Source organism: Wolbachia endosymbiont of Protocalliphora sialia (assembly GCF_053891855.1).
This window is the reverse complement of the sequence record NZ_JAIUJX010000002.1, coordinates 240507-254854: the sequence shown is the minus strand read 5'-3', so window position 1 is coordinate 254854 and position 14348 is coordinate 240507. Positions and strand designations below refer to the sequence as shown.

General features: G+C 33.3%; 12 protein-coding genes, 2 tRNA genes and 1 pseudogene. 9 read left to right on the top strand and 6 right to left on the bottom strand.

Annotated elements, in window-relative coordinates:
• Positions 1 to 187 precede the first annotated feature (187 nt).
• The 3 genes from LB100_RS02080 to LB100_RS02070 form a co-directional block, all read right to left on the bottom strand.
• Positions 188 to 823 carry a DnaA ATPase domain-containing protein gene (locus LB100_RS02080; protein WP_264336404.1) on the bottom strand — a complete coding sequence of 212 codons (636 nt, stop codon included), beginning with the start codon at positions 821 to 823 and terminating at the stop codon, positions 188 to 190.
• 105 nt (positions 824 to 928) lie between these two features.
• On the bottom strand, positions 929 to 2002 hold the full coding sequence (locus tag LB100_RS02075) for an AI-2E family transporter (RefSeq protein ID WP_456201242.1): 1074 nt from the start codon (positions 2000 to 2002) through the stop codon (positions 929 to 931).
• 49 nt (positions 2003 to 2051) lie between these two features.
• Positions 2052 to 2942 (bottom strand): alpha/beta hydrolase family protein, encoded by an 891-nt coding sequence (locus tag LB100_RS02070; RefSeq protein WP_456201241.1) that lies wholly within the window; start codon positions 2940 to 2942, stop codon positions 2052 to 2054.
• A 100-nt stretch (positions 2943 to 3042) separates the two neighbouring features.
• Here LB100_RS02070 and ispD point away from each other — a divergent pair, with 100 nt between their 5' ends.
• The gene (ispD, locus tag LB100_RS02065; RefSeq protein WP_456201239.1) at positions 3043 to 4248 is read left to right on the top strand and encodes a 2-C-methyl-D-erythritol 4-phosphate cytidylyltransferase; all 1206 of its coding nucleotides are present in this window, start codon (positions 3043 to 3045) and stop codon (positions 4246 to 4248) included.
• A gap of 84 nt (positions 4249 to 4332) precedes the next feature.
• Here the strand turns inward: ispD and LB100_RS02060 are convergent, their stop codons facing one another.
• The 3 genes from LB100_RS02060 to LB100_RS02050 form a co-directional block, all read right to left on the bottom strand.
• Positions 4333 to 5199 carry a ParB/RepB/Spo0J family partition protein gene (locus LB100_RS02060; protein ID WP_456201237.1) on the bottom strand — a complete coding sequence of 289 codons (867 nt, stop codon included), beginning with the start codon at positions 5197 to 5199 and terminating at the stop codon, positions 4333 to 4335.
• Positions 5196 to 6035 carry a ParA family protein gene (locus LB100_RS02055; protein WP_264336408.1) on the bottom strand — a complete coding sequence of 280 codons (840 nt, stop codon included), beginning with the start codon at positions 6033 to 6035 and terminating at the stop codon, positions 5196 to 5198. Before LB100_RS02055 ends, LB100_RS02060 begins: the two co-directional genes overlap by 4 nt.
• Before the next feature lie 85 nt (positions 6036 to 6120).
• Positions 6121 to 8601: a response regulator gene (locus LB100_RS02050; protein WP_264719797.1), complete on the bottom strand. Its 2481-nt coding sequence runs from the start codon at positions 8599 to 8601 to the stop codon at positions 6121 to 6123.
• Between the two features lie 158 nt (positions 8602 to 8759).
• Here LB100_RS02050 and LB100_RS02045 point away from each other — a divergent pair.
• From LB100_RS02045 to sucD, 8 genes and pseudogenes are all read left to right on the top strand, one after another.
• Positions 8760 to 9584: pseudogene (locus LB100_RS02045) on the top strand (coproporphyrinogen III oxidase).
• An 82-nt stretch (positions 9585 to 9666) separates the two neighbouring features.
• A complete protein-coding gene (locus tag LB100_RS02040) occupies positions 9667 to 10806 on the top strand; it encodes a hypothetical protein (protein ID WP_456201235.1) in 1140 nt (379 codons plus the stop codon).
• A gap of 68 nt (positions 10807 to 10874) precedes the next feature.
• Positions 10875 to 10946: transfer RNA gene (locus LB100_RS02035), tRNA-Glu, on the top strand.
• A 32-nt stretch (positions 10947 to 10978) separates the two neighbouring features.
• Positions 10979 to 11674, top strand: coding sequence for a 16S rRNA (uracil(1498)-N(3))-methyltransferase (locus LB100_RS02030; RefSeq protein ID WP_456201233.1), 696 nt, complete (start codon positions 10979 to 10981; stop codon positions 11672 to 11674).
• Positions 11675 to 11796: 122 nt separating this feature from the next.
• Positions 11797 to 11870, top strand: a tRNA-Pro gene (locus LB100_RS02025).
• Positions 11871 to 12068: 198 nt separating this feature from the next.
• Positions 12069 to 12269 (top strand): 30S ribosomal protein S21, encoded by a 201-nt coding sequence (rpsU, locus tag LB100_RS02020; RefSeq protein ID WP_264719756.1) that lies wholly within the window; start codon positions 12069 to 12071, stop codon positions 12267 to 12269.
• 30 nt (positions 12270 to 12299) lie between these two features.
• Positions 12300 to 13460, top strand: coding sequence for an ADP-forming succinate--CoA ligase subunit beta (sucC, locus tag LB100_RS02015; protein WP_264719757.1), 1161 nt, complete (start codon positions 12300 to 12302; stop codon positions 13458 to 13460).
• Positions 13461 to 13463: 3 nt separating this feature from the next.
• The gene (gene sucD, locus LB100_RS02010) at positions 13464 to 14345 is read left to right on the top strand and encodes a succinate--CoA ligase subunit alpha (RefSeq protein WP_063630884.1); all 882 of its coding nucleotides are present in this window, start codon (positions 13464 to 13466) and stop codon (positions 14343 to 14345) included.
• The last annotated feature ends 3 nt before the right edge of the window (positions 14346 to 14348 follow it).

The following is a 14348-nucleotide window of genomic DNA, read 5'->3' as shown; positions in this document are numbered from 1 at the left end:
GATCAACCATTTTTTTTTGGTCTAGTTTATGGGGTGCATTATATCCCTTAGATATGTCTGTTTATTCTTATTACATCATAGTATTTATTATAATTTTAACATAAAGAAATAGTGATTTCAACTTCATTATTGTATGGGTATTAATAAATCTTTAATATATATAACAAATGTCTTGCAGCAGAAGGAATCACTTGGGACTTTTTTTTAATAAAGTGTTAATAAAAGGAATGGTTACATTTGATCCTATGGATTCACTATCTATTTTTTCTATAATTTTATTAATGCTGTGGAAAGAACGTTCTATTCTTGCTAGAATATAATTAATTACCTTTAGATCAATTTTTAATTGTTTATCTGAAAATTGTTTTATTAGCATAATTCTTAATAACTCCTCGCTTGCAGGTAAAATTTTTACGCTGATAGTTGACAATATTCGAGAGCTCAAATCTTTGAGCTTGAAGTTAAGCTTTTTTGGTGAAATTGAAGAAGTGATCAGCAATCTCTTATCATTTTCCTTCATATAATTATAACAATGTAACAACATTTCCTCATCTTTAATGTTTTGTACATCCTCTAAAATAAACGCATTGCTATACCTAATCTCGCTTACAAAATTATTCACGTTGATAAAAATTGCATTGTTTATTGATTGCCAAATATGAGCAAGGTGAGTTTTTCCAGAGCTGTTAGGTCCAAAAAGAATCAGGCATTTCCAAGATAAATCGTTAGCTATTGAGTTATATACGTGCTTGTTTTCGTCTAAGATGATATAATTTTGCCAACAATAATCAACTTGATTATTGTTAAATAAATTTAATTGCACGTAAAGCCTCTTAAATTGCTACTTTTTGATAATAATTTTTGCATAAAAATTTACTTGCATTTCTCAAATGTATCAGAGGTCCTTTTTCTTTTTATTGTGAACTAATTAGCCATTTTTATAAAGCTCACTTTCAAAATATTTATTGACTGCATATTCTACTAATACACTGAACATTCCTATTATTGGAATAAAAAATAATATACCTATAAACCCAAAATATGAGGTGCATATGACAACTCCTAAAATAATGATAGTTGGATGTATATGAACTTTTTTTCCTATTAATAAAGGCACTAATATGCTTGAGTCTATTAATTGACCAACACTAAATAATAGCAAGACAGCAGTACTTTCAAACCATCCACTAAATTGAGTAATGGCGCTCAAAAATCCGATAATAGTGTATAATAATGGCCCTATATAGGGTATAAATGTTAATGTTCCTGATAAAATTCCAATAGCTACAGAATGCTTCAGCCCAATTATGCTAAGGCCCACGGAGTAAAAGATCATCATGACTATACATACGTTTAACTGTCCCTTTAGGTAATTAGATATAATGAAATCTACTTTGGAAAAATAACCTGCAGCTTTTTCTCTGTAAAGAATGGGAATTAGTTTATTAGCCTTTTCTACAATTGCAGGCCAATCACGTAATACATAAAAAAACACCACAAGCGTAATAGCTATTAATGATACCATGTAAATCAAACTAAAGCTTGAATTTAGCACTTGAATTATAAGATTACTGCCCATGCTAAGAGCATTTATAAAATAAGATATATAATCACTGTAATTTTCTACTAGATTTTTAGACAAGTGATCAAATAAATTATCTTCAGTTTTTATATTAAGAAATTCTAGCACAGAAGGAATCATTTTAAGCTTTAATGAAGGTATCTTATTCACTAAGAAATTTAATATTAAAGTAATTTGAAAATATATAATAGGTAAAACAAATGTAATAACTAATATAAAAGCTATCAATAAGGTAAGTATTATAAAAACTACAGAACATGAACGCGGTATTCTGTATTTTTCAAACTTGGTTACTAGCGGGTTAAATAGATGTGCAACAAAAACAGATATTAGACACGGAGCAATCATAGGACGCATCAAAAATAATGCCCCTATTATAAAAAGTAGTACACAACAAATAGTTATATGACGTTTTTGCATATGTCTAACATAGTCGATTTACCAAAAAATATACAGTTTTTTGTAAATACTATCTATTCATTGTTTTATTAAGTATTAGATCAGCTAAATTTTCATCCAATTCCCAACCAGATAAAACTCCGTTGTGCGGGTCATATTCAAAGCTTTTCAAATTAACGATTTTGGTCAAATTTCTATTTAACGATTGATTATCTTCTAGTCCTTTTGCTAATTGTGCAGGATATGGTATTAAGGTGTCTCTTTCATGATTAATGACCGCTATTGATATATCATTATTTTGTAGCTTTTGTATATTGCTTACTATATCAAAGTCTAAATTTAGGAACTTAAGCATTTTTTTTAACAAACAAGAGGGTAGTATGCTTAGAATTTTTGTCTGAGAAATTGGAAAATGCTTTATTGCATTGTAAAAAGAGCTGAAAGTGCTGGTAAAAATAATACCTCCGAGTTTAATATTTCTGTCTGTAAAATATTTCAGCACTTCTGATGCAATTGCTCCTCCAAAGGAATGGCCGAGAAGTATAATGTTTTCAGGCTTCACACCATTGTCAATTAATTTACTGATTTCTTTTATTGAAGGCTGAGACAAGCTTTGATTCTTATTTATAAACGGAATCATGAGTGGTGGTACAGATAAAAAGGTGCAAGTTAAAGCTGCTAAGATGGCTAAACTTGCTATCTTAGACGTCATTGGATTAATAAGTAATATTAAAATTGGTAATAGTATGGATACTCCTAGAAGCATGAAGCTTGCTGTTGCGTAGGTTATATAATTTTGAAACGTAGTTGAATATTTATGCGCATGAGTGTGAAAATTAGATCTGTGGGGGTATGTAAATTCACCTTGTGTATATCTGGTAGCATTTTTATGATTATCACCTATCCCATGAAAAAATATAAGATGTATCTCATTTTCTTTATTATACTTAGCAACGTGCATTATTTTCTTCTAGCATATATTATACCTAGTAAAAGAATATTCTTTTTTGAGAATCAAATCAACTTTTTTAAAATGCTAAATAACCTATTACTATTTACTAATGCTGAAAATGATAACTAATAGACTTGAGAAATACAAGATAGCAGTATTAATAGTTGCAGCAGGAGTAGGAATTAGATGCAGTGCCAAAACCCCTAAACAATACATAAAACTGGCAGGTAAATCTGTTTTATTTCACACAATTAGAAAATTCTTAGCTAATCAGTACATAAGTTACATAAGAGTGGTAGTGAATGAAAGTCAAAAAGATTTCTATAAAGAAGTTACGTCATCAACTATAGATACTAAATTGCTGAGTCCAATATGTGGAGGAAAAAGCAGGCAGAGTTCAGTTAAACTTGGACTAGAGAGTTTGCAAAAGATCAATCCAGATTTTGTTATTATACATGACGCTTGTAGGCCTTTTGTATCAAATATTCTAATAAACAACTTGATTGAATCTATGATTAATGGTCAATATACAGGGGTAGTTCCAGCAATAGAAGTCGAGGATACTATATCGTTGGTGAGTAATAATTTCATTGAATCTATGATTTCAAGAGAAAAACTTAGAGCCATGCAAACTCCTCAAATTTTTAATTTCAGAGAATTATTATCGTGCCATCAATCAGTCAAAGAATTTACTGATGATTCATCACTAATGGTGGAGCATAAAAAACATGTTGCGATTATTGAAGGTGAGAAAAAGAATTTTAAGTTAACTACAAAAGAGGATATCAATATGGCAAAACTTCTCTTTGGAGAGCCAAAATTCCGTGTCGGAACCGGTTATGATATACATAAATTTGTTAAAATTCAAAATGATGCTAAGAGCTTTATAAAAATTTGCGGTGTGGAAATTGAGCATAATATGGCAATAGAGGCACATTCCGATGGTGATGTTGCAATACATGCAATCGTTGATGCAATACTCGGAGCACTAGGATGTGGCGATATAGGAGAACATTTTCCTCCTAATTCCTCTAAATGGAAGGATTGCAATTCATCTCATTTTCTTGACTTTGCTGCTAAAAAAGCACAGGAAAAAGGATATAGCGTGTCTAATTTAGATATCACTATAGTTTGTGAAGAGCCTAAAATATCGCCTTACAAAGCAGGAATGAAGGAATTCATATCAAAAATATTAGAAATTAATGGTGAATTCGTAAATATCAAAGCAACCACAGCGGAAAAATTAGGTTCTATTGGAAGAAATGAAGGAGTAGCAACGTATGCTTCTGTGCTATTGCGTGCAAATTTTTATTGAAGGTAGAAACGAAATAACTTACTTGACAAACTCCACCATTTCACTTCTATTGCAAGGAAAGTGGGAAGGTTTGTCAAGAAATTTCTATGAGCTACTTTCGACATTAATAGCTGATTCAAGTCTTCTATTCAAAATTTTCAATATAAAATCCAATTCATTTGAGTTGTTATAACGTATCATGACTTTACCCTTAGAATTACTGTCATTAATTTTGATCTTTAAACCAAGCTGAGAAGATATAGCTCCTTCTAATGCTGCCATATCTTGATTTTTAGTACACTTATGCTCTTTTCGGTCGTTATTTTGTTGTAAGTCTTTTATCAATTTTTCAGTTCGTCTAACGCTCAGGCCCTGAGAAACTATTCTTTCTGCAATACTTTCCGCATTTTCAACATTAATCAATGCTCTTGCATGACCCATAGACAATTTTTTCTCGTTGATCATTGTTTTTACTCCATTAGGGAGTGACAGCATTCGTATCATATTGGTTATGTGACTGCGGCTTTTGCCTAAAGTTAAGGCTAATTCTTCGTGTGTATAGGAGAATTCATCTATTAATTTTCTGTACGCCTCACCTTCTTCTATTGGATTAATATCTTGCCTCTGTATGTTTTCAATTATCGATACTTCTAAGCATTCCTTGTCATTTAAATCTTTTATGATAACCGGCACACTATCAAGATTTATGACCTTACTTGCTCGCCAACGACGTTCCCCTGCTACTATTTCATAACCTTCATTATTTGGATCTTTGCGCACCACAACAGGTTGTATTATACCATTTTTCTCTATCGAACCTGCAAGTTCTTTTAATGACTCCTCATCAAAATATTTTCTCGGCTGAAATTTGCTCGGGTGTAGTAATGAAATAGGTAACCGATCTTCTTTATTATCATAATTATCGCCTATGAGGCCAGCAAGACCTCTACCTAAGCGCCTATTGTCCTTCACGCTGCACCCTCACTTACCAGCTTTTTCTCTTTAAAGATGCTCATGTGTTTCTTTAAAATTTCTTTTGCCAAACTTATATATGCTTGTGCACCAGGACACTTAAGATCATATACAATAGCAGGTTTCCCATGAGAAGGTGCTTCTGATAACCGCACATTACGTGGAATAATAGTCTCATATAATGGAATAATCGTTTTATACACCTTATCATTTAAATATTGGCAAATATCATTTTTAATCTGTTCGCTAAGCTTGTTGCGCCTGTCATACATTGTGAGCAATATTCCTTCTATTACTAAGAAAGGATTTAGGTTATTTCTTTTTATCAGCTCTACAGTCTTAACTAAATGGCTCAATCCTTCCAGAGCGAAAAATTCACACTGAAGAGGAACAATAATAGAGTTAGCAGCGGTCAGCGCATTGATAGTAAGCAGACCAAGCGATGGAGGACAGTCGATAATTATGTACTCATAATTACGTACTTTCTCTAGCGTATCTTTTAGTACGAATTTTCCCCGCTCAAGTTGTGATAGCTCAATTTCTGCAGCTGATAAGTCAACTACTGATGAAATTAGTGCTAAATTTGGAATTTCCTTTATATTGAAAATTGCCGATTCCACCAACTCACTTCCTCTGCTCAGCAGTATTTTGTATATATTTTTTTCTTCCCTACTACGATAAGAAATCCCGAATCCTGTGCTAGCATTTCCTTGAGGATCAAGATCTACCAATAAAGTACTTTTCCCCACAGCAGCAAAGGCTGTCGATAAATTTATACTAGTTGTGGTTTTACCAACTCCACCCTTTTGATTTACTATTGCAATTATCTTGCTCACGCCTTTTATTTTATGTATAAAATAATCCTATTGTATATATGCAAGAAATTTTTGCATTAGAATTTTTTTTTGTTGCCAATCACATTCAAAGTGGACTGCCTTTTTTTGTCTTGCACAGCACATTGTGAACCTTATTTCCTAACTCATTCAGAGTAAATGGTTTTGGTAAAAAGTGAAAGTCTTCTATATTGATTTCATCACTCTTCAAAAAAGCATCTTCTGCATATCCAGAAATAAAAATAACTTTGATATTTGGCCTATGGATCAATGCTTCTTTAACTATTTCTGGGCCACTCACCTCTGGCATGATTACGTCAGTGATTATTAGATCTATGTGTTGATTTTTTTTTCTAATGATCTCTAGTGCCTCGCTGCCTATACTCGCTTCTATTACATTCAAACCTTTTCTTGTAAGCGCCTTAGCAGTAAACTTCCTTACTGAATCTTCATCTTCAATTAATAGAATTATACCATTACCTTCAATTTCTACCGGTTTCTCTATTTCTTCACTATCTTCCTCTTTATCATTTTCATCCGATATGTAAACTATGGGCAAAAATATGCTAAATTTAGTTCCATGATTTACTTTGCTAGCAACATAGATGTATCCTTCAGTTTGTTTAATAATGCCATATACAGTAGAGAGGCCAAGACCTGTACCAGAAGTAATATCTTTGGTGGAAAAAAATGGGTCAAATGCCTTTTCAACTGTATCACTTGTCATTCCACACCCAGTATCAATTACTTCAATCACAACATAATTCCCATGTTCAATCATTTCCTTATCTGGAGAAAACATATCCTGAGGTGTAGAGTTTAATGAATTAATCTTTTGATTAAAGGTTCGTATAGTTAACTCTCCCCCCTTTTCCATAGCAGCGCCAGCATTAACTGCTAAGTTAAGCATAACTTGCTCTAATTGCCCTTGATCAGCCCTAACAGCACCCAAATCGCTACCATAATAAATATTAAATTTTATATTTTCACCTATTAATCTTTTAATCATTTCATAAAGATTAGCTATAGTACCATTTACATTAATAATCTTTGGCTGCAAGGTTTGTCTTCTTGAAAAAGCAAGCAGTTGTCTTACTAAATTTGACCCACGTTTTGCATTTTGCTGTATCTGTATTATATCTCCAAAAGATGGATCACTAGCTGAGTGTTGGAGTAAAAGCAAATCACAAAATCCTATTATCCCGGTTAATATATTGTTAAAATCATGTGCAATTCCACCCGCTAACTGCCCTATAGCTTGCACCTTTTGATAATGCTCAAGTTTTATCTCTAGTTTCTTACGTTCAGTATTATCAATAAAATAACAAAGTATGAACATCACTTTATTATGAAGGAACTTATTGAAATATATTTTCATATTATTACCACCATTGAGCTGCACGTCAAAAGACGCATTATTTATCCTATTGCTCGAAAAATATTCACGTACTTTCGTATGATAACTATCTAACATCAATGCAAAGATAGAATCATTATTTGGCCCCGCAAGTTTTATTAATGCTGTATTTTTCTTTATAAAATTGCCATTTATGTCGCATTGTGCAATAGCAATTGACGAATTTGTAAAACAAGGGTGTAGTTGATAATCAACAATATTTGATTCAGTTGGTGTTATAAAGCCATGTATATAGCTATGATTGTATTTATCACAAAATATAGCAGTACTCATATAAGCCTTAAATGGAGCACCGCTTATAGTAAAAAACATAATTTCATTTTTGGTTATTGTATCGTCATACTTAGATTGAGATATAAAATCATTGATTGAGCTACCTTTTTCCAATTTTTTTAGTTCAAACATGTCTAAAAATCTTTTATTTACAGATAAGATACCTCCTTTTGTATTTGCAACGTAAGTTGCTATATTGTGTTTCTCTATCAACTCTTCATATACCTGCTCTTTGTTTACCTGTGTTGCCTTCAGTACAAAATACCCATTCGGTCTTGCTATTGGTGCTAATGACAAATTTAAAGTCTTATTACTATTTATAGCAATTTGTGGATTATCCGGTATTGGTTCAGAGAGCAAAAGAAAATTAGATACTCTACTCTTCTTGCTTAAGGAAATGCATACTTGTACAGAAGTGTTATTTCTTAACGCATGATAGAGTGATTTTCTGTCTTTTTCTGAAACATCTCCTGCTTCAAGAATTTTATCTAGCGTAACATCATCGTTTATGTGATCTTTAAACCTTTCGTAGAATCTAGCATCAGCATAAATAATACCCTCATCTTTATGTAAAATGAGACAAAACTCTGTATTATGATTTAGCGCATTTGCAAATATTGCATTTTGAAACTCTATGATATTAAGTAGATACTTGTAACGTTTTATATTATATATCACAAAGAGAATCATTAGAGTGCTAGTTAATAAATTAATCTCTATATTAACATTCTGACTATATACATTAGAAAAATAGAGTACTGATATTGCTATTGGAGGTAAGAACATAATGACTGCCATCACAATAATTGACATCCCATAATTTCTTAGTATGAAGTCAACTCTGTTCTCTTTTTTGTTATCTATGTATCTTTTACTCATTATTATTGCTTGGCATCCTTGCACATATAAAAATATTCTACTATATTGATTTAATTATTATAGATTTATTAACATCCTTGATGGGTAGTTACTATCCCAATCTAATTAAGTCCTGTAAATATAGAGTACAATAATATTAATAGCCAACAGAAGGCATTATGGAAGAACAAAAAATACAAGCATTTAAATGGTTCTGCGCACTGAGAAACAAGATCACCGAATCTTTCTTATCAATTGAGGTGCAGTCATTCACAGAACCAAAAATCGAAAAAAGAAAGTGGAACCGACCAGGTGGAGGAAGTGGTGAATCTACAATTATCTTTGGTAATATTTTTGAAAAAGTTGGAGTAAACGTTTCAAGAGTATACGGAAAGCTTGCAGACTCAGCCATTAATGAAATTCCTGGTGCAAGTGAAAGCAATGGAGAGTTTTGGGCAAGCGGTATATCTTTAGTGTCTCACATGCAATCTCCCTCATCTTTATAAATTGGAGTAAAGTCCATTCCTCCACCAAACCATTGTTTTGAGGTATATATCAGCCTTGTGTTCATATGTGCTGCAGGGATAAGGGGAGATTGCATGTATATTCACGAATCAATTAAAGCAACTTGCGATGAGTTCAACATCGAATATTATCCGAAATTTAAAAAGCAATGTGATGATTACTTTTTTTTACAACATAGAAAAGAGCCACGTGGTATTGGTGGAATTTTTTATGACAATCTAACTTCTGGCAACTGGAAAAATGATTTTGAGTTCACAAAAGCAGTAGGTGAAGCATTTTTAGAAATTTACTTACACATCATACACAAACATATGCAAAAATCTTGGACAAAAGAACAACGAGAAGAACAATTGATAAAACGTGGCAGATATGTGGAGTTCAATCTTCTTTATGATCGTGGTACAAGGTTTGGTTTAATGACTAATGGTAACCCCGATGCAATTATGATGTCGATGCCGCCTCTTGTTAAGTGGGTGTGAAAAGCGGTTATTAATATAAAATAAATCGTTATAGTTTAAAATTGTACCACAATGGTGAGCTTTTGTATAGAGGGGTACAATCATGGGTATAGTAGATAGTTTTTTAATTAAATCCGCTAGAAATAGCAATATAAGAGGCGTGAGGCTAGCTTTAAGTCTTCATAATATAGTAAACAGCTTTGAAAAACTCTTTTCTAGAATTAATCCTTTTAGGAACAAGGGGTCATTTGACTTGAATAATGATCAAACTTTAAATCGAGCTTTAGAGTATGCAGTAACAAATCTTGATCATAATGTAATGACGTTACTTATTAGTGCTGGAGCAAATATTAGTGAAATAAATAATAGTATAGGAAATGTAATCCTTCAATACAAAAGAGCATCAGAAGCTATGCAGTACGGAGATAAGGACAGTCTCAAAGATCGTAAAGAAAAATGTTGTTTAGTGCTTGGTGAGCTAATAAAAAAAGAAAGAAAAGAAATATTGGAGATTTTGAAACAAACGGAAAGTTGTGACAAGCTTAAAGAGGAAGTAGAGCTAAAATTTAAGGCCAACTCACCTAAAAAACCTCCTAGAATTTTTGAGCATGATGATATTTTACTTTTAAAAGAGCCCATTTATGATGAGGTATATTACGCTAAGGTTAGTAACTCATTAGAAGAGTTGAGCGTATCGGAAGAATCCATTTATGCTGAAGTATATGATTTGCATAAAAGATCTACTGAAAATTTATCATTGAAAGATAGTGGTTGTTCTAGTATATCAGGAGAACCTATTTATGAAGATGTAGATGATTTCTCAGAGCAAAAAAAGCCCACTAGCTTAAATCATAAAGAGCAACCAGAGCCTATTTATGCTAAGGTAGATTTATCGAAAAAGAGATCAGAAAGACAAGCAAAACATATAAAAGATAATTCTGGGACTTATCATGGATTAGTGCAGGATAAAGTGAATAATTTGCAAGTAAAACTAAATGAGCAAAGTGCTAATAAGCCAGCGAGTCAGCAAATCAAGACCAAGGCTGGCTTTAACGTAAAAGAAATAAGGCAAAATTTTGAGCGTAGAGATTCTGGATACGATTCTGGCTATGATTCAGATACAAAAGTTGAACAAAAATTAGAATTAGGATCTAAAGCTCCTAAATCTGAGATAGGTTCAGTAAGCATTGAACATGGGGTAATAGGAGGCTGTCGATATAAAATCACTGATATATCACTCTAACTGTGTGATTCAAAATAATTGAATTGACTTTATATGTATAATCGATATAACTCAGTTAGATCCAAGTCGACTCTTTCGTCTAGTGGTTAGGACACCACCCTTTCACGGTGGTAACACGGGTTCAAATCCCGTAAGAGTCACTCAAACAGAATGCAAATAACTAAAGTTTTGAATGAAAAAAATTAGGCTTTATGTTGAAGAAGCTTTATCACAAAATGTAAGTTTGGCGCTTCATCCACGACAAAGTCACTATATTTACAATGTAATGCGGCTTAAGAAGCATGATAACATCTATCTTTTTAATGGAAAGGATGGAGAATGGTTAGGAGAAGTAGTGAATATATCAAGTAAATCGACAAAAATTATAATAAAAGAACGCACTAAACAACAACAACATGAAAAAAATCTATATTTGTATTGTGCTCTGGTAAAAAGCGGCGCCTTAAGCAACATAGTAAGACAAGCAACTGAAATGGGAATAACCTGCATTCAATTTATTTCAACAGAACGTACAGTAGTAAAAAACATTAACCTAAGTAGAGCGAAATTACAGGCAATTGAAGCTGCGGAACAATCTGGTAGGATAAGTATACCAGAGATTTTGCTTCCCATTGATTTTTATGAATTACCCGATTCTCAGAATAAAAATTTTGTTTTGTGTGATGAAACAGGTGAAGGAAAACCTCCTAACAAAGTTCTAAAAGGCAAGAAAAACGTTGCTATTATTGTTGGCCCCGAAGGTGGTTTTTCATCTTGCGAACTTGATTCTGCCAATAAATTTTGTCAGAAACTGAGTCTAGGAAAAAGAATTTTGAGAGTTGATACTGCTGTAGTTGCTGCATTAACCTTCACCAATTGGTATAGCTAGATTTTTTAATATGGCTAGTGCAACTTGACACTCTATATAAAGAAATCTGCATTATATTTTTCCTAAAAGAAATAAATGAAACTTGCATTTTTCCGAACTATCGATACTCTTAGTAAAGAAGTCGGGGCGTAGCGCAGCCTGGTAGCGCATTTGGTTTGGGACCAAAGGGTCGGGAGTTCAAATCTCTCCGCCCCGAGATTAGAAAAATTACAAGAGCACTGTAACCTAAGAGCAATTTTTATCAGCAAGTAAATGATTGACAGCAGAATGAAGCTTTTTTCATATAAATCACTGCATATCATATTCTATCGCTCAAGTTTATAAAATAATTGACAATGTTAATTTTCTAATTTATAAATGGATTTTGAAGTGATTACCGAAGGAGGTATAGAGTTTGATTGAAGTATCAGTCCATTATGGTGATGTAGATAGAGCTCTTCCACTGTTGAAAAAAATAATTCAAAAGGAAGGAAGAGGGCTCAAAATGAAAAAAAAATATCACGAAAAGAAATCAGAGAAAACAGCTAAAAAAAAAGCTGAAGCAAGGAAAAAGAGATATCAGCAAGAATGCAGAAGACAGCGTTATGGTTGGTAGTTTTTACTAAGGTTAATAATTAGTTATCTTATGAATATTCACGAATATCAAGCAAAGGAAATTTTACACAAGTTTAATGTCCCGGTACCAAAGGGTTTTGTTGCTACATCTGCAGAAGGAGTAGAAACTCAAATAAATCAACTAAAATCTGACGTGTTTGTGGTTAAAGCTCAGATTCATGCAGGTGGTAGGGGTAAGGCTGGTGGCGTAAAGCTAGCAAAGTCAACTAAAGAAGCTCAACAACTTGTAAAGGACATGCTTGGCATAACTTTAGTTACTCATCAAACAGGGCCTAGTGGACAGCAGGTAAAGAAAGTATACATTGAAGAAGGTTCAAGCATTAAAAAAGAGTACTATTTGAGTCTAGTAGTTGATCCAAAGCTGAGTAGGTTAGTATTTATATTTTCCTCAGAAGGTGGAATGGATATTGAAGAAGTGGCAAAAAATTCTCCTACAAAAATTGTGAAATTTGATATTGACCCTGCTACTGGTTTTACAAATCTTGATAACAGTAAACTTGCCAATAATTTTAATTTGAATTCAGAACAAATAGAAAGAATAACAAATATTGCAAAAAATATATATGATGCGTTTATTACAACTGATGCAAGCCAAATAGAAATTAACCCACTAGTTGAAACAAATTCCGGGGATTTTGTTGCACTTGATGCTAAAATTAATTTTGATGACAACGCTTTATATCGTCATCCAGAAATCGTGCAGCTTCGTGATTATGATGAAGAAGTTAAAGAAGAGATAGAAGCTTCAAAACATGGACTTAGTTACATCAAAATGGATGGCAATATTGGTTGCATGGTGAACGGTGCAGGTCTTGCTATGGCAACAATGGATATAATAAAGTACTATGGAGCAGAGCCTGCTAACTTTCTAGATGTTGGTGGTGGAGCAAGTAAGGAAACTGTCACTGAAGCATTTAAAATTATATTATCTGATAGTAATGTACAAGGAATTTTGGTTAATATATTTGGCGGTATAATGCGTTGTGATATCATTGCAAATGGAATAGTTGAAGCTGCAAAAGAAATAGATATTAAGGTCCCTTTAGTGGTTAGATTATCAGGCACTAACTTTAAAGAAGGAAAAAGAATTTTAGAAGAGTCAGGGCTAAATATTATTGCTGCAGACGAACTTGACGAGGCTGCACAGAAAATAGTACAAGAGGTGAAGTAGAGTATGTCTGTTTTAGTAAATAAAGATACAAGATTAATATGCCAGGGCTTTACTGGTGCACAAGGTACATTTCATTCAGAACAAGCAATTAGCTATGGAACCAAAATGGTTGGCGGTGTAACTCCTAGCAAGGGTGGAAGCACTCACCTTAATTTACCAGTTTTTAATACCGTAGCAGAAGCTAGAGAAAAAACTGATGCGAATGCTACGGTAATATATGTACCTGCTAAATTTGCAGCTGATGCAATACTTGAGGCAATAGATGCAGAGATAGAATTAATAGTTTGCATCACAGAGGGCATTCCTATACTTGACATGGTAAAGGTAAAGCACGCTCTCGCTGGTTCAAACAGTCGATTGATTGGCCCAAACTGTCCAGGGGTTATTACACCCGAAGAATGCAAAATAGGAATTATGCCAGGACATATTCACAGACGTGGACATATAGGAATTATGTCTCGTTCTGGAACTTTAACTTATGAAGCGGTAGCACAAACAACCGCTGTTGGTCTTGGTCAGTCAACATGTATAGGAATTGGAGGGGATCCTGTTCATGGTATGACGTTTGTTGACTGTATGGAGCTCTTTTTAAAAGATGACGATACTCATGGTATTGTAGTTATTGGTGAAATAGGTGGAAACGAAGAAGAGGATGTATCACATTTTGTGAAAACAGAAAAAACTAAAAAGCCAATCGTTGGTTTTGTAGCAGGTCAAACAGCACCTCCAGGAAGACGTATGGGGCACGCTGGGGCTATTATCTCCTCTAGTGGCGGAAGTGCTGGTGCAAAGTTAGAGGTTATGCGCAGTGCTGGAATTGCAATTGCAGAAACCCCTGCTGTGATTGGTAAAAAGGTGTTAGAAGTAATGAGTGTCAGTGCCTAGCCT

Coding starts and splice junctions, on each gene's coding strand:
- LB100_RS02075 (WP_456201242.1), bottom strand. CDS start 2,002: ATGCAAAAACGTCATATAACTATTTGTTGTGTACTACTTTTTATAATA.
- LB100_RS02070 (WP_456201241.1), bottom strand. CDS start 2,942: ATGCACGTTGCTAAGTATAATAAAGAAAATGAGATACATCTTATATTT.
- ispD (WP_456201239.1), top strand. CDS start 3,043: ATGCTGAAAATGATAACTAATAGACTTGAGAAATACAAGATAGCAGTA.
- LB100_RS02050 (WP_264719797.1), bottom strand. CDS start 8,601: ATGAGTAAAAGATACATAGATAACAAAAAAGAGAACAGAGTTGACTTC.
- LB100_RS02040 (WP_456201235.1), top strand. CDS start 9,667: ATGGGTATAGTAGATAGTTTTTTAATTAAATCCGCTAGAAATAGCAAT.
- LB100_RS02030 (WP_456201233.1), top strand. CDS start 10,979: ATGAAAAAAATTAGGCTTTATGTTGAAGAAGCTTTATCACAAAATGTA.
- sucC (WP_264719757.1), top strand. CDS start 12,300: ATGAATATTCACGAATATCAAGCAAAGGAAATTTTACACAAGTTTAAT.
- sucD (WP_063630884.1), top strand. CDS start 13,464: ATGTCTGTTTTAGTAAATAAAGATACAAGATTAATATGCCAGGGCTTT.